The organism is Agrobacterium sp. V1 (assembly GCF_030518355.1).
GTDB lineage: Bacteria > Pseudomonadota > Alphaproteobacteria > Rhizobiales > Rhizobiaceae > Agrobacterium > Agrobacterium cucumeris.
The window spans coordinates 530,165-545,968 of record NZ_JAULSF010000001.1 but is presented as its reverse complement, the minus strand read 5'-3'; the positions used below and the strand labels follow the sequence as shown (position 1 = coordinate 545,968).

Here is a 15,804-nt window from a genome sequence, read left to right as displayed (position 1 = left end):
TACGCCACCGGAAAAAATGTTCCGAAAATCGAACGCATGGCTGCGATGCGCCATTTTGCGTTGCAATATCACTTTTTGGCCGTATTATGCCGGTCGTTGACATATTCATGCGCCTTTCCGCCGCGTTTCTCGCGGCAATCCTGCAGCACGTCTTGCGGATATTCTTGACGCCGGTTTTTTTCGGCTTTTCCATGCGCCATGTCAGTTCGCCCTTGGCAATCCGGGCTTTGCAGTGCTCCCGCTTTGCCAATTGAAAACACTGCATCAGACTTGGGGGTCTTACACATGAAGAAACTCCTCGCCTCGACCATTCTCGTAACGGGCTTTATCATCGCTGCCGGTGCAGCAAATTCCGCCAATGCCGCCGAAGAGTGCGGCAGCATCTCCATCGCCGAAATGAACTGGGCATCAGCCGGTGTCGCAGCTTACGTCGACAAGTTCATCATGGAAAACGGCTATGACTGCACGGTCAATGTCGTCAGCGGCGATACCATGCCGACCTTCGCCTCCATGAACGAAAAGGGCCAGCCGGACATGGCACCCGAATTGTGGGTGAATGCCGTACGCGAGCCCCTCGACGCCGCCGTCAAGGACGGCCGCATGATCGAGGCATCGAAAATTCTTTCCGAAGGCGGTATCGAAGGCTGGTGGATCCCGAAATTCATCGCCGATGAACATCCCGATATCAAGACCGTCGAGGATGCGCTGAAACATCCCGAGCTCTTCCCTGCCCCGGAGGACGCCAGCAAGGGCGCCGTGCACAATTGCCCCTCCGGCTGGAACTGCCAGGTGACCACCACCAATCTCTACAAGGCACGCGAAGGCGACAAAAAGGGCTTCACGCTAGTCGATACCGGCTCCGCCGCCGGCCTCGATGGCTCGATCGCCAATGCATTCGAAAAGAAGCAGGGTTGGCTCGGCTATTACTGGTCGCCCACCGCCATTCTCGGCAAATACGAGATGGTGAAGCTGGATGACGGCGTCGAGCTTGACCGCGCCCATTTCGACGAATGCACCGCCAAGGTCGATTGCGCCGATCCCAAGGTCAACGCCTATCCGGTGGCCGATGTCTTTACCGTCATCACCAAGGATTTCGAAGGCAAGGCCGGGGTGACGATGGACTACATCAAGGCCCGCAACTGGGACAACAAGATGGTCGCCGAAATCCTTGCCTGGATGGATGAGAACCAGGGCACCAACGAGGATGGCGCGGAATATTTCCTCGAGAACCATGAGGAAATCTGGACGAAGTGGGTTCCGGCCGAGGTGGCGGAGAAGATCAAGGCTTCGATGTGATTGGGTGATGGGGGAGTCCGCGCAAGCCGCTTACCCCCTCTGCCCTGCCGGGCATCTCCCCCTCAAGGAGGGAGATCGGCTGGGCGCACCCTTCTCACAAATCCGCAACGTGTTTGATGGGCGAGACCTTGCCGCAGGTCGATCTCCCCCCTTGAGGGGGAGATGTCCGGCAGGACAGAGGGGGGTGCCCGCGCACTCCAACCTCCCCCCATCCCCAAAACCCAAAGGGAAAACAACAATAATGGCCCTCTGCAATTATCTGCCGGACCTGCTCTGCAAGTTCCCGGCAATCGACAACTCCACGATGCGTGTGGCACGCAAGACCATCGACGATGGTTTTCGCGACATCGTGCGCAATTACGGCGATGCGATCGACGTCGTCGTGCATCCGCTGCAGCTCTTCCTCAATTCCTCGGAGCGGCTGTTCATCCAGACGCCGTGGATCATCACGATGCTGGTCATTCTCGCCATCGTGCATCTGGCCGGGCGTAGCTTCAAGATCACCGGCGGCACCGCCATTTCCCTGCTGATGATCGGCGCGGTCGGCCTCTGGCGAGACGCCATGACGACACTGTCCATCGTCGCCATCGCCACCCTGATCGCCATCGTCATCGGCCTGCCGCTCGGCATCCTGATGGGTCGTTCCGAACGCCTGCAACGCCTCATCAATCCCGTGCTCGACGTGATGCAGACCCTGCCCAGCTTCGTTTATCTCATCCCCGTGGTGGTGATTTTCGGCATCGGCAAGGTTCCGGGCCTGATCGCAGTGGTGATCTATGCCATTCCGCCCGTCATTCGCCTGACCAGCCTCGGCATTCGCCTGGTGGACCGGGAAGTGCTTGAGGCGGCCGACGCCTTCGGCTCCTCCAATGGCCAGAAGCTGTTCAACGTGCAGCTGCCGCTGGCGCTGCCCACCATCATGACCGGCATCAACCAGACCATCATGATGGCGCTCGCCATGGTCGTCGTCGCCTCCATGGTCGGTGTCGGCGGGCTCGGCAAGAACGTGCTGCAGGCCATCAACAACCAGTTCTTCACGGTGGGCTTCCTGAACGGTTTCGCTCTGGTCGCCATCGCCATCATGTTCGACCGGGCGAGCCAGGCTTTTGGCAAGCGCCTGCAGAAATACCGCGAGGTCTCCCATGGCTAAAAGCATCGAAATCCGCAACCTCTACAAGATCTTCGGCAAGCATCCCGAGAAATATCTCGAAGCGGTGCGATCCGGCATGGACAAGGTGGAGCTGAACGACAAACACAACCACGTGCTTGGCCTCAACAACATCAACATCACCATGCCGGGCGGCAAGATCACCGTCGTCATGGGCCTTTCCGGCTCCGGCAAGTCGACGCTCATCCGCCACATCAACCGGCTGATCGACCCGACCGCCGGCGAGGTTCTTTATGACGGCGAGGATATCTGCGGCATGAGCACCTCGGCGCTCAGGAAATTCCGCCGTCTCAAGACGGCAATGGTGTTCCAGAAATTCGGGCTGCTGCCGCATCGCACGGTGCTGGAAAACAGCGTCTACGGTCTCGACATCCAGGGCGTGCCGCGCAAGGAAAGCGAAGAAAAGGGGCGTTACTGGCTGGAGCGTGTCGGCCTTGCCGGTTACGAGGATTATTACCCGAACCAGCTTTCCGGCGGCATGCAGCAGCGTGTGGGCCTTGCCCGGGCGCTTGCCAATGACGCCGATATTCTGCTGATGGATGAAGCCTATTCGGCGCTTGATCCGCTGATCCGCGTCGATATGCAGACCATGCTGCTCGATCTGCAGCAGGAGCTGAAGAAGACCGTGGTGTTCATCACCCATGATCTGGACGAGGCTTTGCGGCTCGGCGACCACATCGCCATTCTGAAGGACGGCGAAGTGGTGCAGCAGGGCGACGGCCAGAGCATCATTCTCTCCCCTGCCGATGGCTACGTCACCGACTTCGTGCGCGACGTCAATCGCGGCCGCGTGCTTCAGGCCACCACGGTCATGGAGCCGCTGGACAGCAAGCCGGAAGGCATGCCGGTGCCAGTGAACGCGACGCTGGAGACCATTGCCCGCGATATGTCGGAAGCCAACGAGACACAGGCGCATGTGGTGGATGAGGACGGCAAAGCTGTCGGCTCGATCGGCCTCGATACGCTGGTGGCGGCCATGGTGACACCCGCCCCGCAGGAGGCGGAGGCGGCGGTTGAGGTGGTGACACCCGCGCCGCAGAAGGCCGAGATGGTGGAGGAGCCTGCGAAGGTGCGGGAGGCGGTTTTGCCGGTGGAGAAGGAAACGGCATAGTCTGATAAGTTCTCGTGTTCACCCCTTACCCCGCACTCCGCGTCATCCTCGCCCTTGAGGCGAGGATCCACGGCTGGACGCTATGGGGCTTGAAAATAGATCCTCGCCTCAAGGGCGAGGATGACGCGGAGGCTGGGGCGAGGCCTGTAACAATGTCGGCATGATGTGACCTTATTCGTCTTCGTTGCGCGATCATGAAGGACCACTTCCCCTTACCCGCCTCTTCCCGCCTCTTCCCGCCTCTTCCCGCCAAAACGAAGCACCACTTCACCGCCTGTCAAGCCGGGACAGTCGCTGCAACGCAACAAGCGCAAGTTTCAGACAAGTCGCCGCCGTTAACCCTTCGTTAACTTTTGAACGCGGAATCACCGACATGCAGATCGAAAGCAATATCGGCGGATACAATTATCAGGGACGTATCCGCGAGATCGAAAAAACCGGCAGCGCGCAGAGCACGCCGGAGGAGCAGGCCGTTAAACGCGGCCCCGGCAACCCCACCGTTTCCAGCACCATTCTTTCGCATTCGCTGGCCAACGTGTTGTGGGCCGTGGGCAATGGCAGCGCGCCGGCCTATCAGGATACGCCCGCAGTGGCTTCCGCCGAGGACAAGGCGGAAGCACAGGCCGAGTGGGTGCGCAGCGCCTATTCCGAATACGAATAGGCGATTCTTCTCAGGCCCTTGCCGGGCTGACCTCCACCGTCACATGCGACAGTTCATGTATGGCTGCAAGTTTCCGCTTGTAGAAATCAGGCGCCTTCGGTGCCTGCGACTGGATCGCCACAATAGCGGCGTGATGCCCCGGCCCCACCTGCCAGACATGCAGGTCGGTGATGCGATCTTCTTCCGTCTCGACGCTTTCACGAATTTCCTGCGGCAGATCTTCCGTCTGCGGCACGGCATCGAGCAGGGTTGTTGCCGTCGAGCGCACGAGACCCCATGACCAGCGGGCGATGACCAGACCGCCGACAATGCCCATCAGCGGGTCTAGAAAGGACCAGCCGTTCCATTTGCCGAGCAGCAGCGCGACAATGGCGAGAACCGAGGTCAACGCATCCGCCAGCACATGCAGATAGGCGGCGCGCAGATTATTGTCCCTGCCACCCTTTGCCGCGCCATGGTCTCCATGATGCGCGTGGCTGCCATGGCCGTGATGGGCATGCGAGCCGTGCCCATGCCCGTGATCATGATGATGGTCATCCTTCAACAGCACAGCGCTGACGAGATTGACGGCAAGACCGATGACGGCGACGAGGATCGCCTGGTTGAAGTCGATTTCAACCGGATTGACGAGGCGCATGGCACTTTCAACGGCAATCAGCAGCGCCACCACCGCCAGCACGATGGCGCTGGCAAAACCCGCGAGATCGCCGAACTTGCCGGTACCGAAAGTGAAGCGCGGGTTGCGCGCTTCACGCCGGGCATAAAGATAGGCCAGCGCGGAAATCAGCATCGCGCCCGCATGGGTGGACATGTGCCATCCGTCAGCCGTCAATGCCATGGAGCCGAACCAGTGGCCGGCGACAATCTCGGCCACCATCATCACCGTGGTCAGCGCAATCACCATCCACACGCGCTTTTCATTGCGCTCATGGTTCTGGCCGAGAAAAACATGGTCGTGGCCGGTCGTGGCAGGGAATTCGGATGTCGTCGTCATGTCGCTAATCCTGTTCGATCTTCAAGCTAGTCGTTCCACGCATGGCCTTTCCCAAAGTCGCGGACAGTTTGGAGGGCCTGCTAGCGGATGTAGGTCTTCAGCACCTGGGCCAGCTCTTCCGCTGCCCGCGCCCGCTCGTCTTCATTTTCGGCATGCACCACATGTTCGTGCAGATGCTCCTGCATCACCTCCCCCGTCAGGCCGGAAAGCGCGCCGCGCACCGAAGCCAGCAATTGCAGCACCTCGCCGCAGGGCTTGGCATCATCAAGCGCCCGCTCGACCGCTTCCATCTGCCCTTTCAGGCGGCGGATGCGGGCGAGCAGCTTCTCCTTGTTGCGGATCGTATGGGACATAAGCACCTCATATAGGATAGGGGGGTATACTATATTACGTCGATTTTTCGTTCAAGTCCTGCGCGACGCAATCCTCGCGAATGTTTCGGCCCCTAAAAATACCCCATCAGAACTTGGGGACTCAGTCATGACGACTATCGCAGCAACCACCACCAGCTATTATGCATCTCCGGTCCGGACCCTTGAGCCGACGAAAAACAAGGAAACCCACTCCACCACCGAAGCCCTGCTGGAATTGACCCGCGCCGCACACCGCGCCATCTCGAGCGCCGAGAGCGTCGCCACCGCGGTCGCGCCGGCTGCCGCCAGCGTATCGGCCGGCCTTGCCGCCGCATTGTGGAATCTCGACAGCGGCGTCTCCGACGCAGCCAAGCCGGCCTTTGAAATGGCAACCGCCGCCCAGCCTGAAGCCGCAGCCAATATTGAGAACGAAGTTCTGAAGGCATTGGCTGAGGCGCTGGGTGTGAACGAAGCGGCCTGACCCCATTGAACAGCGGGCAAAAAAGCCATATCTCTAGAGACTAGAGCATCGGATGATGAGCGGCGGAACTATTCCGCCACTCTGCAGCGTCCGCGATATGGAGAAAGCCATGCTGTCCATCGGTGAACTGTCGAAACGCACCGGCGTCAAGGTGCCGACGATCCGTTATTACGAGCAGATGGGCCTCATCCGCGAGGCGGATCGTTCCGATGGCAACCAGCGCCGTTATGAAAAATCCGACCTCGAAAGGCTGGCCTTCATCCGCCACGCCCGCGATCTCGGGCTGAATATCGATGCCATCCGCGAGCTGATCGCGCTTAGCCAGCACCGGCAGATGCCGTGCGAGGGAGCGGATCGCATTGCCGCCGAACATCTGGCCGATGTGCGCGAAAAAATCGCCAAGCTCAGGAAACTGGAGCACGAGCTGGAACGCATCGTCGCCCATTGCGATGGCCATTCGATCGAGGATTGCTACGTTATCCGTGCGCTCTCCGACCACGGCATGTGCGGCGGCGAACACTAGGGCCGACCCGGAACAGGGCTGACATTCCACTGTCATCCGCGCCCTGTATGCGCTCTCTCCTGCTTGAAGAAGGGATGCCGGATGGCCGAAATATTTCCCGAAATCACTCCGTTCTAGACTGTTTTTCTTGAGGTTTCAGAAGGCCACCGGCTGCATGTGACGATTGCCGGCAATCCGGCGGGGCGGCTGGCGATCCTGCTGCATGGCGGCCCCGGTTCGGGGCTTTCGGCGACGGCCAGACGCTATTTCGATCCCGCCCATTACCGCATCATCCAGTTCGACCAGCGCGGCTGTGGCAAAAGCACGCCGAATGCTAGCGAGAGCCTCGCGCATAACACCACACATCACCTGATCGATGACATGGAGGCTATCCGCTGCGCGCTTTCGGTGGATGACTGGCTGGTTTACGGCAGCTCCTGGGGCGCCACACTCGCGCTGGCCTATGCCCAGCGCCACCCGGAGCGGGTGCGCGCGATGGTGCTGGCCGGCGTCACCACCACGCGGCAAAAGGAAATCGACTGGCTTTACAAGGGGCTGGCGATGTTTCTGCCGCAACAATGGCAGCGTTTCATCGCGGCTATCCCGGATCATCTGCCGAAGGAAGATCCCGTCGGCGCGTATCTGCAGCTTTTAAACGATCCTGACCCGGCCATCCGCCAGATGGCGGCGCTTGAATGGCATTTGTGGGAGGCGGGCTCGATCAGTGCGGAGGCCAGCTCGGCCTTTCCGGAAAAATGGCGCGACAGCGATTATATCCTGACCCGCGCCCGTCTCTGCGCCCATTATTTCCACCATGCGGCCTGGCTGGAGGACGGCGTGCTTCTGCGCAATGCCGGCCTGCTTGCCGGCATTCCCGGCATGCTCATCCAGGGCATGCGCGACCTGCAGGGACCGCCCGTCACCGCTTACGAACTTGCCGCCACATGGCCGGGAAGCGAACTGATTGCCATAGGTGGAGCCGGGCATTCCGCCGGTGATGCCGGGATGGAAGATGCGATTGTTTCAGCAATCGCACGATTTGCAAATTGAAGCCGCTTGACAGATTACGGATTCGGGCGCATTGCAATGACATGATCAACGAACGCGCACCCATCTCCTGCTCGTACTTTTGGGCCTACCTTTAAGGGCGGCTCGACAGATCATATTGTCAACAAGCCGCCGTCAGGCGGCTTTGTTGTTTTCAAACGTCCTGACGGCACAGATAAGACCAAAGGACCGAAAAAATGACCGAAGATAGCTCCCTTACACTGGAAAGACCGCCCGTCGTCATCATTCGCGGCGCCCGCAAGACGGATTTGCCCGAGCTTAACGAGATGATCACGCTGCTTGCCTCCTACCACGGCGATGCGGCGGCAATCACGCCCGCCAAGCTTGAGCGCGACCTGTTCGGCCCCCTGCCCTGGGTGCATGGTCTTGTCGCCGAAGCCGATGGCGCGCTGATCGGCTACGCGCTGCTTCTGCCGCTCTACAGGGCGCAGGAAGGCCGGCGCGGGCTTGAACTGCACCATCTCTTCGTGCGTGACGGCCATCGCGGCCACGGCACCGGCCAGCATCTGGTTTCCCGCGCCCGCGATATCGCCAAGCGGCTGGGCTGCGATTATCTTTCCGTCAGCGCCACGACCGGCAATGTGGCGGCACATCGTTTCTACGAAAACATGGATTTCGCGCCGCGTCCGGTCACCGGCATGCGCTACATGCAGTCCATCGCCTGATCACAACCGACGGAGACGGCCATGACACGGATCGCCATTGCGCTGGCGCAGGATTTTGCGGACTGGGAACCGGCGCTGCTTGCGGCGGCGGCACGCAGCTATCTCGGCGTCGAAATCGTTCATGCCACCCCGGACGGGCGGCCGGTAACGTCGATGGGCGGGCTGAATGTGACGCCCGAAACCTCCTATGACGCGCTTGATCCTGATAACATCGATGCGCTCGTCATTCCCGGCGGTCTCAGCTGGGAAAAGGGCACGGCCGCCGATCTTGGCGGGCTGGTGCAGCGCTTTCGCGAAAAGGACCGGCTGGTTGCCGGTATCTGTGCGGCGGCAAGCGCGCTGGCAAGCACGGGTATCCTGAACCATGTCGCCCATACCGGCAATTCGCTCGCGTCACACAAGGCCTATCCGGCCTATCGTGGCGATGGTCTTTATCGCGACCAGCCGAAGGCGGTCAGCGATGGCGGCGTCATCACGGCCGCCGGCAGCGCACCGGTGAGCTTCGCGGTGGAAATTCTGAAAAACCTCGGCCTCTTTGGTCCGGAAGCCGAGGCGGAACTTGGAATTTTCGCGGCGGAGCATCGGTAAGGCGTCGCCATCTTGATGCCGTACAATCTCTCCACTTCCCCGTCATTCCGGCCTTGAGCCGGAATCCAGCCGACGCGCGTCTGCGCGGCGAGAAGAGTCTTTTCAGCCCAGGGACCTGGGCTGGCTGGATACCGGCTCAAGGCCGGCATGACGGAAGGGGGAGCATCAGGCCAGTCAGTGCCGATCAAGCACCCGGCACACACGCGCCGCAAACTCCGGCCCCTCGCCGGCAATCGCGCGGCGGATATCGCGGCTGTTCAAATGCAGGCTGCGGCCGGCGGGCAAATTTGAGCGTTTGATCTTGGCGAGTGCCGCAGCGGCAAAGGCAGTTTCGTGGTCTTGAAAATAGGCAAGCGCCGCATCACGATCGGGACTTTTGCCCAGAGCGGCCTTGAAGGCAAGGCGGTGCACGGCGCAGAAAGCGCCGTGACCGGGAACGGCAAAACGCAGCGCATCGAGTTCGTCACTCCACTCCGCTGCGTCCTGCATGGTTTCAAGCCGACTGGAAGCGTTTCAGGAAAAACGCGCTCAACGTACCAAGCAGCGCCCAGAAAACGAAACTGGTGATGGTGGCGGCAACGATGAACTGCCGTTCCAGCGGCAGCGGCGCCAGCGCATGTTCGCCTTCCGGCGGCAGCGGTGCGCCCACCACATGCGGTGCGACGATCAACACCAGAGCCAGAACGATGGCCCAGGGCTCGCGGCGAAACGCGATCAGCGCAATGCCGCCCGCGGTTGCGACAACCGTCGAGAGCCACCAGATCTGCCGTGCCTCAAGTGCTGCGGCCGGGCTTCCCGGCAATTCCGGCGGCAGGCCGATCATCGGTGCGAGCATGACGGCGGCAAAACCGGCAACGCCCCACAGAAGACCTTCGCGCCAGCCGGCATCGGTGCCACGCAGCGAGATGAGACCGGTCAGAACAAGCGCGTAACCGATGGCCGTCAGCACATTGGCGGCAACGGTATAGGCCGTGCGCTCGAAGCCATCGGCCGGAGCCCATGCCTCGTCATTGTGCTCATGGGCGGGAACCGCAGCGCCGGGTGCTGCCGCATCATGGCTGTGGGCCGCTTCGCCGCCGGCGCTTTCAAAGGTTTCCGCCTGAAGGATGAGCGGCGTGGTGCCGAAAGCCTGCATGGCCGAGACGGCTAAACCGCCAACGATACCGACCAGAACGGCGGTAAAAACGATATTGCGAAAAAATGACATGCCGTTTCCCCTCAATGGCAGGGGAAGGCATTGGCATGACGCGTGTCATGCGCGGCGTTGTGAACGGCTTCCACATGCGAAAAGCCGACAAAACCGACTACGAACAGACCCAGCACGATCGCCGTCAGCGATTGCGCGAAGCTGCCCGTTTTTGCTGAAACGGCAGCATTGGCCGTATTCTGCTGGATGGACATGGTGACCCCTCTCCCGGCGCGACCCCGCGCCATAAGATACAGCCGAACGGCAAAAAAGCCGCGCAGCTGCATATGATAAACTTCACCACGGGGATACGAGACTGAAACAGGGGTACCGAACCGACGACCCTGACATTCCGCTCTTCCGGACACCCCGCCGGCATGGACATTTCCGCGATGGCAGGTCTCCTGGCTTGCGGGTCAAAACCTGAAACACCTTCCCGGCATCGCCCTCGCCTTGAATGGGGGCGAGATGGCTTGCCAGTGGCATTTCGTTTCAGGCTCTCCGCTCACAGTTGCGGGGGCAGCCACGAATGAGGATTGCTCCCTATCGTGTTCCCTTTTCACCTTCCGGAACGCCCGGAAGGAACCATCACGCAGATGTTATCTGCCGGGTGGGTGCGGGAGTCAATGGCGGCGAGATCTTGGCACTGCCGGCAGCGCACCTCAGTCAACGTCATCGTGGAGTTTAGCCCATGGCTGTGGGTTTTAGACTGGGAAGAGAAACCGGAACGAAAAAACAATCTCCCGTCATTCCGGCCCTGAGCCGGAATCCAGCCGACGTGCGTCTGAACGGCTAAAAAGCTCCCTCAGCCCAATGGCTTGGGCTGGCTGCATACCCGCTCAAGGCCGGTATGACGGAGGGGAGCTTCAAGCTCCCTACCGAGACGGGATCGCCTTCAGATAGGCGGCAATCGCATTGCGGTCTTCGGCGGTCAGATGCGCCATGTTCTGCTGCACCTTGACCATGGAGCCGCCGACGCTGTCGAATTCCGGGGTGAAGCCGGTTTCCAGGTAGCCGGCAATATCGGCCGCCGTCCAGGCGCCGATGCTCGCAGAACCGGGCGTGATATCGGGGATACGGCCCTCCCCTTCCGGGTTGGGGCCGCCGGCCAGCCATTTGTCTTTCAGGAAACCGCCGAGAGCATCGCGCGGGGTGTGGCATTCGCCGCAATGGCCCGGCCCTTCGACCAGATATTGGCCGCGCAGCAATTCGGCATTGGCATTGGCAAGCTCGACGCGCGGCGGGGCGGAGGTGTCGAAATACAGGAACTTCCAGCCGCCGAGCGCCATGCGCAGGTTGAAGGGAAACGGCAGGTCGTGATCCGGCGCATCATTCTGGCTGGCCGGCAGGGTTTTCAGATAACCGAAGAGGTCGTTCACATCCTTCTGCGTCATGCGCGCATAGGAAGCGTAGGGGAAGGACGGGTACAGATGTTCGCCGTTCTTTCCCACCCCGCGCGTCATGGCATCGCCGAATTCCGCCAGCGTCCAGCCGCCGATACCGTGCTGCGGATCAGAGGAAATATTGGGAACGTGGAAGGTGCCGAAGGGGCTTTTCAGCGGCTGCCCGCCGGCAAGCGTCCGCAGCGCGTCACCCGTGGCATCCGGTGCGGCATGACAGCTTGCACAGCCACCCGCCCAGAACAGCGTTTCGCCATTGGCCAGATCCGGCTCGCCGAGGCTGACCCAGTGGCTGGGCGCCTGACGCTGCGGCGCGGTGACCCAGGCGAAAATGCCGTAGCCGGCAACGGCTGCGATCACGGCCCCGCCCACAAGCTTCGTCCAAATGGAAGACATACCCCTCTCCCCATTCTCACCCGAGCTGATCAGGTGTCTTTCAAAGTGAAAAAACGCCGCCGGGAAGCGGCGTTTTGAAATTCGGGATTATTTCTTCAGACGATAGGTCTGGTGGCAGGTGCCGCAATCTGCGCCGAGCGTCTGCATGGCGGTGGTGACGCCCGCCTGATCGGTGGGGAGATTGGCAAGAATCGTGTCGGCATCAGCACCGAGCTTGGCAGCCTTGGCCTTGAAGTCTTCGAAATTTTCCCAGATGGCGGGAGCAGCCGCGCTGCCGGTCTCGGTGCCAGCGGGGAACTGTTCGGGGAAAGCCTTGGCATTGGTGCTGATGGTCGTCACGGCAGCCTTGACGGCCTCGGCGTCGAAGGGCTTCTGGCCCTTGGAGATGGCAGCCAACGCCCCCATGGAGCCGCCGATCTGCTTCATCATGCCTTCGCGTTTTTCGACTTCGCCGGCAGCGAAGACCGCTCCGGCGCAAAGACAGCCGAAAAGCATGGCCGCCGCGATGGTTTTCAGTTTCATACACTCTCTCCTTGATTCCGGCCGGGTGCCGGACGCTTGATGGAACGGCGCGAGGATGCCCTTTCCGCATGGCGAAAAGAAGTCACATTGCGGTGAATTCCGCCGTGAAAACAGAAGTCTAGAGTATCAGGCCGAAAAGTATCCGGAGGTTTTCCCGCAGGAACCCGTGACAAAACAACGGGGCTGAGGAGAGCATTCGGCGGCTTGCCGAGGAATGGTCTCCCTCAAGCGGCGGGGCCTGTTCCTCTTATTCACCGAGGCTCCAGGACAGAGCTTCCCAAAATGTCAGCAGGGCTGCGGCAACCAGCATGAAACCGGCAGCGCGACCGATGAAGATCGTGGCACCGGGTGAAGAAACCAGCCATTGCCGGCTTTTATCCGCCGTCAGCGCCAGCGCGCCATAAACGGTAAACTGCGTTACCGCCACCATCACCCCCATCACCAGCCCCTGCATCCAGATCGGACCATAGGCTGGTTTTAGAAATTGCGGATAGACCGCCATCATGAACAGATAGGCTTTCGGGTTGGAAAGGCAGGTCAGCACCGCCCGCCAGAACGCTTTTTTCGACGAGGCGCTCGCCTGCGCCTCATCGCCATTCACGACAATTGCGCTGCGCATCAGGCCGATGCCGATCCAGACCATATAGGCAGCGCCGACAATGAGAAGCGGCAGGAAGAGCGACGGCATCCAGGTGGCGAGCAGGCCAACGCCGGCCGCACCATAAAGCGAATGCACGATGCCGCCGGCGCTCATGCCGCTTGCGGCCGAAAGGCCGGTTTTCCTGCCGCCCGTCAGCGCGCTTGCCAGCACGAACAGCATGTCCATGCCCGGCAGGATGATGATGCCGAACAGGACCAGAAAGAAAAGCCAGAGATTTTCGGCATAACTCATGTCAGTATCTCCCCAGACGGTTCATGGCACATTTAGGAATATGCATGTTTCTCAATGTGTTTTGCCGTTTATAGAAAAAGCCAACTGACAGCATTATGTCAGTTGTCTTGAAAAAACGCCGGGGAAATGTCAATGCGCAAGGCCTCGAGACTGTTCGAGATCATTCAGATCCTGCGGCTGGCCCGCCGGCCCGTTACCGCCCAGATGATTGCCGAAAAGCTGGAAGTGACGGCGCGTTCGGTCTATCGCGATATAGCCGCCCTCCAGACCATGCGGGTGCCCATCGAAGGCGAGCGCGGCGTCGGTTATATTCTGCGCCCCGGCTTCAGCCTGCCACCGCTGATGTTTTCCATCGAAGAGACCGAGGCGATCGTGCTGGCGCTCGCCATGGTTGGCCGTTCCAGTGATATCGAATTGCGTCAGGCGGCGAAAAAGGCGAGCGACAAGATTGCCGCTTCCCTGCCCGAACCCCTGTCCAAAACCCTGTCGGCCAATGCCTTGCATGCCTGGGGCAGCATCGCGCCCGCACCTGTCGGCATCGATCTTGCCACCGTGCGGCGGGCGGTGCGCGATGAAGAGCGGCTGGAGATCAGCTATCGCGATGAAACCGGGGCAGAGACCCGGCGGCAGATCCGGCCCATTGCCGTGATCTATTATTCGGAGACGGTGAATATCGTCGGCTGGTGCGAATTACGGCAGGCGATCCGCAACTTCCGCTCTGACCGGGTTTTGACCTGCGAAAGCACCGGCAGCTTTTTCAAGCTGGAAGGTGAAAAGCTGCGGCAATTGTGGATGAGCGGCTGGCAGAGCAACCAGCCGGGCAATCCATCCTCACAGCCGTAAGAGGCGATTCTCCTCGCGGCCGAAACCGCGAATGACGATCCGGTCTTCGAAAACATCTGCGATGGCAAAGGTGTTCTGGTCGGGCGTGTCCACCATGCCCTTGAAATTGACGAAGTGGGTGTTGCCCAGCACACCGTAATTGCCTTCGTGATTATGGCCATTGAACCATGCGACGGCCGAAACATGGGCGCCGAGAAGATCAAGAATGCGCGGCGCATCCCACATGTTGTGAGCGTTTTCCGGATAAAGCGGATAGTGGCACAGCACGACCACTTTTTCTCCGGCTGCATCCGATTTTTGCAGGACGCTTTGCAGCCATTCGAACTGCTCATCGCTCAGCGATGCATTCCAGTCCTGGGCATTGATCGCGCCCGCTTCCTGCAGGTGCTTCAGCCGCTCCTGCGCAAGTGCACGGCGCGGATCGCCGGGCGGCGGGGCGAAGAGACTGACCTCATTGCCATCAAGCACGGCGAAGCGGACATTGCCGATGGCGAAGTCATGCCAGGGGGCCGGCATGCCAAGGCGGGCATGGATGGCGGTCAGATGTTCAGGCGCAACTGAAAAATCATGATTTCCCGGTAACAGGACCGAGGGATGGCGAAGCCCGTCATAAACGCTGAGGATCGCATCGAAATTCTCGAAACCACGGTCGATGATGTCGCCGAGCGTCACCACAAAGGCGAGGTCCTCTTCATTGAAGGCGGCCACCGCTTCGGAAAGCTTTTTCGGGCTTTCGGCGTAATAGCGACCCATGTCCGGACGGGGATCGGCATTGGCATATTGGGGGTCGGCGACGATGCCGAAGGAAAAGAGAGGCTTGCTTTTTTCAGTCATGATGCGCCGCGATAAACCCGGCTGATGACAGGCTTGTGACAAAGAACCGGAACGGCATGCCCCGAAAGCAGAACACCCGGCACAAAGGCCGGGTGTTCAAAAAATTCCGTTCGCCAAGCCTTACTTGGCAGCGGCTTCGTAACGCTCCAGGACGTAGTCCCAGTTGATGAGGTTATCAACGAAGGCTTCGAGGTACTTCGGACGCAGGTTGCGGTAGTCGATGTAGTAGGAATGTTCCCAGACGTCGACGCCGAGGATCGGCTCTGCACCGTGAACCAGCGGGTTTTCGCCGTTCGGGGTCTTGGAGATTTCGAGCTTGCCGTTCTTGACGGAGAGCCATGCCCAGCCGGAGCCGAACTGCGTGGTGCCGGCAGCGATGAAATCAGCCTTGAACTTGTCGTAGCCGCCGAGATCGGAAGCAATCGCCTGCTCCAGCTTGCCCGGCAGCTTGTTGCCGCCGCCGTCCTTCTTCATCCACTTCCAGAAATGAACGTGGTTGTAGTGCTGGGCAGCGTTGTTGAAGAGGCCGGCATTGGTGCCAAAGGACTTCTTCACGACTTCCTCGAGCGACAGGTCGGAAAGACCGGCTTCGGCAGCCAGCTTGTTGCCGTTGTCGACATATGCCTTGTGGTGCTTGTCGTGATGGAACTCGAGCGTCTCGCGCGACATGTAAGGTGCAAGCGCGTCGTAGTCGTAGGGGAGTTCGGGAAGTTCGAAGGCCATGGTTTTTACTCCTTTTTGCAGCGGGTTACCGCTCCTAGAAACCGTGTGAGCGGACCATAGGAGCGAACCTCTGTTTGGGCAACCTGCGAAATATCAAAATGTTCCGACAAAAGAGAAAATT

General features: G+C 60.3%; 20 protein-coding genes, 1 pseudogene and 1 riboswitch. Of the genes and pseudogenes, 10 read left to right on the top strand and 11 right to left on the bottom strand.

The window, feature by feature from the left end; translation table 11 throughout:
• Positions 1 to 68 precede the first annotated feature (68 nt).
• Complete coding sequence (locus QSV77_RS02650; protein ID WP_174022212.1) at positions 69 to 287, bottom strand: hypothetical protein; 219 nt, start codon at positions 285 to 287, stop codon at positions 69 to 71.
• On the opposite strand from QSV77_RS02650, the gene QSV77_RS02645 reads away from it, so the two are divergent.
• The 4 genes from QSV77_RS02645 to QSV77_RS02630 all read left to right on the top strand — a co-directional run bounded on the left by QSV77_RS02645 (position 286) and on the right by QSV77_RS02630 (position 4,236).
• A complete protein-coding gene (locus QSV77_RS02645; RefSeq protein ID WP_174022218.1) occupies positions 286 to 1,296 on the top strand; it encodes an ABC transporter substrate-binding protein in 1,011 nt (336 codons plus the stop codon). The genes QSV77_RS02650 and QSV77_RS02645 overlap by 2 nt on opposite strands.
• Before the next feature lie 241 nt (positions 1,297 to 1,537).
• Positions 1,538 to 2,446, top strand: a complete 909-nt coding sequence (locus tag QSV77_RS02640; RefSeq protein WP_065115145.1) for a proline/glycine betaine ABC transporter permease — start codon at positions 1,538 to 1,540, stop codon at positions 2,444 to 2,446.
• Positions 2,439 to 3,575 (top strand): glycine betaine/L-proline ABC transporter ATP-binding protein, encoded by a 1,137-nt coding sequence (locus QSV77_RS02635; protein WP_302732432.1) that lies wholly within the window; start codon positions 2,439 to 2,441, stop codon positions 3,573 to 3,575. The genes QSV77_RS02640 and QSV77_RS02635 overlap by 8 nt, the downstream gene beginning before the upstream one ends.
• A gap of 373 nt (positions 3,576 to 3,948) precedes the next feature.
• Positions 3,949 to 4,236: a hypothetical protein gene (locus tag QSV77_RS02630; protein ID WP_046798605.1), complete on the top strand. Its 288-nt coding sequence runs from the start codon at positions 3,949 to 3,951 to the stop codon at positions 4,234 to 4,236.
• A gap of 10 nt (positions 4,237 to 4,246) precedes the next feature.
• On the opposite strand, the gene dmeF is transcribed toward QSV77_RS02630, so the two are convergent.
• Together dmeF and dmeR are read right to left on the bottom strand one after the other, a co-directional pair.
• A complete protein-coding gene (gene dmeF, locus QSV77_RS02625) occupies positions 4,247 to 5,230 on the bottom strand; it encodes a CDF family Co(II)/Ni(II) efflux transporter DmeF (RefSeq protein ID WP_302732431.1) in 984 nt (327 codons plus the stop codon).
• Positions 5,231 to 5,310: 80 nt separating this feature from the next.
• Positions 5,311 to 5,583, bottom strand: a complete 273-nt coding sequence (dmeR, locus tag QSV77_RS02620) for a Ni(II)/Co(II)-sensing transcriptional repressor DmeR (protein ID WP_003509296.1) — start codon at positions 5,581 to 5,583, stop codon at positions 5,311 to 5,313.
• A 127-nt stretch (positions 5,584 to 5,710) separates the two neighbouring features.
• On the opposite strand from dmeR, the gene QSV77_RS02615 reads away from it, so the two are divergent.
• From QSV77_RS02615 to QSV77_RS02595, 5 genes and pseudogenes are all read left to right on the top strand, one after another.
• Positions 5,711 to 6,064, top strand: a complete 354-nt coding sequence (locus QSV77_RS02615; protein WP_142839341.1) for a hypothetical protein — start codon at positions 5,711 to 5,713, stop codon at positions 6,062 to 6,064.
• 109 nt (positions 6,065 to 6,173) lie between these two features.
• A complete protein-coding gene (locus tag QSV77_RS02610) occupies positions 6,174 to 6,587 on the top strand; it encodes a helix-turn-helix domain-containing protein (protein ID WP_046798602.1) in 414 nt (137 codons plus the stop codon).
• An 81-nt stretch (positions 6,588 to 6,668) separates the two neighbouring features.
• Positions 6,669 to 7,616: pseudogene (pip, locus tag QSV77_RS02605) on the top strand (prolyl aminopeptidase).
• A gap of 194 nt (positions 7,617 to 7,810) precedes the next feature.
• Positions 7,811 to 8,299, top strand: coding sequence for a GNAT family N-acetyltransferase (locus tag QSV77_RS02600; protein ID WP_003509304.1), 489 nt, complete (start codon positions 7,811 to 7,813; stop codon positions 8,297 to 8,299).
• A gap of 21 nt (positions 8,300 to 8,320) precedes the next feature.
• Complete coding sequence (locus QSV77_RS02595) at positions 8,321 to 8,887, top strand: type 1 glutamine amidotransferase family protein (RefSeq protein WP_302732430.1); 567 nt, start codon at positions 8,321 to 8,323, stop codon at positions 8,885 to 8,887.
• A 174-nt stretch (positions 8,888 to 9,061) separates the two neighbouring features.
• Here the strand turns inward: QSV77_RS02595 and QSV77_RS02590 are convergent, their stop codons facing one another.
• The 6 genes from QSV77_RS02590 to QSV77_RS02565 all read right to left on the bottom strand — a co-directional run bounded on the left by QSV77_RS02590 (position 9,062) and on the right by QSV77_RS02565 (position 13,283).
• Positions 9,062 to 9,376 (bottom strand): hypothetical protein, encoded by a 315-nt coding sequence (locus QSV77_RS02590; protein ID WP_302732429.1) that lies wholly within the window; start codon positions 9,374 to 9,376, stop codon positions 9,062 to 9,064.
• Positions 9,377 to 9,380: 4 nt separating this feature from the next.
• Positions 9,381 to 10,094, bottom strand: coding sequence for a CbtA family protein (locus QSV77_RS02585; RefSeq protein WP_142839337.1), 714 nt, complete (start codon positions 10,092 to 10,094; stop codon positions 9,381 to 9,383).
• Positions 10,095 to 10,105: 11 nt separating this feature from the next.
• A complete protein-coding gene (locus QSV77_RS02580; RefSeq protein ID WP_046798597.1) occupies positions 10,106 to 10,288 on the bottom strand; it encodes a CbtB domain-containing protein in 183 nt (60 codons plus the stop codon).
• Positions 10,289 to 10,449: 161 nt separating this feature from the next.
• Positions 10,450 to 10,678, bottom strand: a riboswitch (cobalamin riboswitch).
• 270 nt (positions 10,679 to 10,948) lie between these two features.
• A complete protein-coding gene (locus QSV77_RS02575) occupies positions 10,949 to 11,869 on the bottom strand; it encodes a cytochrome c (protein ID WP_302732428.1) in 921 nt (306 codons plus the stop codon).
• 87 nt (positions 11,870 to 11,956) lie between these two features.
• The gene (locus QSV77_RS02570; protein WP_302732427.1) at positions 11,957 to 12,391 is read right to left on the bottom strand and encodes a cytochrome c; all 435 of its coding nucleotides are present in this window, start codon (positions 12,389 to 12,391) and stop codon (positions 11,957 to 11,959) included.
• A gap of 247 nt (positions 12,392 to 12,638) precedes the next feature.
• Positions 12,639 to 13,283 carry a LysE family translocator gene (locus tag QSV77_RS02565; RefSeq protein ID WP_142839335.1) on the bottom strand — a complete coding sequence of 215 codons (645 nt, stop codon included), beginning with the start codon at positions 13,281 to 13,283 and terminating at the stop codon, positions 12,639 to 12,641.
• 132 nt (positions 13,284 to 13,415) lie between these two features.
• Here QSV77_RS02565 and QSV77_RS02560 point away from each other — a divergent pair, with 132 nt between their 5' ends.
• The gene (locus QSV77_RS02560) at positions 13,416 to 14,126 is read left to right on the top strand and encodes a YafY family protein (RefSeq protein ID WP_302732426.1); all 711 of its coding nucleotides are present in this window, start codon (positions 13,416 to 13,418) and stop codon (positions 14,124 to 14,126) included.
• Here the strand turns inward: QSV77_RS02560 and QSV77_RS02555 are convergent.
• The gene (locus QSV77_RS02555) at positions 14,115 to 14,960 is read right to left on the bottom strand and encodes a metallophosphoesterase (protein ID WP_302732425.1); all 846 of its coding nucleotides are present in this window, start codon (positions 14,958 to 14,960) and stop codon (positions 14,115 to 14,117) included. The two genes, QSV77_RS02560 and QSV77_RS02555, sit on opposite strands and share 12 nt — an antisense overlap.
• Positions 14,961 to 15,080: 120 nt before the next feature.
• A complete protein-coding gene (locus QSV77_RS02550) occupies positions 15,081 to 15,683 on the bottom strand; it encodes a superoxide dismutase (RefSeq protein WP_003494380.1) in 603 nt (200 codons plus the stop codon).
• Positions 15,684 to 15,804: the final 121 nt, after the last annotated feature.

Coding starts and splice junctions, on each gene's coding strand:
- QSV77_RS02630 (WP_046798605.1), top strand. CDS start 3,949: ATGCAGATCGAAAGCAATATCGGCGGATACAATTATCAGGGACGTATC.
- QSV77_RS02550 (WP_003494380.1), bottom strand. CDS start 15,683: ATGGCCTTCGAACTTCCCGAACTCCCCTACGACTACGACGCGCTTGCA.
- QSV77_RS02590 (WP_302732429.1), bottom strand. CDS start 9,376: ATGCAGGACGCAGCGGAGTGGAGTGACGAACTCGATGCGCTGCGTTTT.
- QSV77_RS02610 (WP_046798602.1), top strand. CDS start 6,174: ATGCTGTCCATCGGTGAACTGTCGAAACGCACCGGCGTCAAGGTGCCG.
- QSV77_RS02645 (WP_174022218.1), top strand. CDS start 286: ATGAAGAAACTCCTCGCCTCGACCATTCTCGTAACGGGCTTTATCATC.
- QSV77_RS02575 (WP_302732428.1), bottom strand. CDS start 11,869: ATGTCTTCCATTTGGACGAAGCTTGTGGGCGGGGCCGTGATCGCAGCC.
- QSV77_RS02555 (WP_302732425.1), bottom strand. CDS start 14,960: ATGACTGAAAAAAGCAAGCCTCTCTTTTCCTTCGGCATCGTCGCCGAC.
- QSV77_RS02595 (WP_302732430.1), top strand. CDS start 8,321: ATGACACGGATCGCCATTGCGCTGGCGCAGGATTTTGCGGACTGGGAA.
- dmeF (WP_302732431.1), bottom strand. CDS start 5,230: ATGACGACGACATCCGAATTCCCTGCCACGACCGGCCACGACCATGTT.
- QSV77_RS02570 (WP_302732427.1), bottom strand. CDS start 12,391: ATGAAACTGAAAACCATCGCGGCGGCCATGCTTTTCGGCTGTCTTTGC.
- QSV77_RS02600 (WP_003509304.1), top strand. CDS start 7,811: ATGACCGAAGATAGCTCCCTTACACTGGAAAGACCGCCCGTCGTCATC.
- QSV77_RS02650 (WP_174022212.1), bottom strand. CDS start 287: ATGTGTAAGACCCCCAAGTCTGATGCAGTGTTTTCAATTGGCAAAGCG.
- QSV77_RS02580 (WP_046798597.1), bottom strand. CDS start 10,288: ATGTCCATCCAGCAGAATACGGCCAATGCTGCCGTTTCAGCAAAAACG.
- dmeR (WP_003509296.1), bottom strand. CDS start 5,583: ATGTCCCATACGATCCGCAACAAGGAGAAGCTGCTCGCCCGCATCCGC.
- QSV77_RS02635 (WP_302732432.1), top strand. CDS start 2,439: ATGGCTAAAAGCATCGAAATCCGCAACCTCTACAAGATCTTCGGCAAG.
- QSV77_RS02640 (WP_065115145.1), top strand. CDS start 1,538: ATGGCCCTCTGCAATTATCTGCCGGACCTGCTCTGCAAGTTCCCGGCA.
- QSV77_RS02560 (WP_302732426.1), top strand. CDS start 13,416: ATGCGCAAGGCCTCGAGACTGTTCGAGATCATTCAGATCCTGCGGCTG.
- QSV77_RS02615 (WP_142839341.1), top strand. CDS start 5,711: ATGACGACTATCGCAGCAACCACCACCAGCTATTATGCATCTCCGGTC.
- QSV77_RS02585 (WP_142839337.1), bottom strand. CDS start 10,094: ATGTCATTTTTTCGCAATATCGTTTTTACCGCCGTTCTGGTCGGTATC.
- QSV77_RS02565 (WP_142839335.1), bottom strand. CDS start 13,283: ATGAGTTATGCCGAAAATCTCTGGCTTTTCTTTCTGGTCCTGTTCGGC.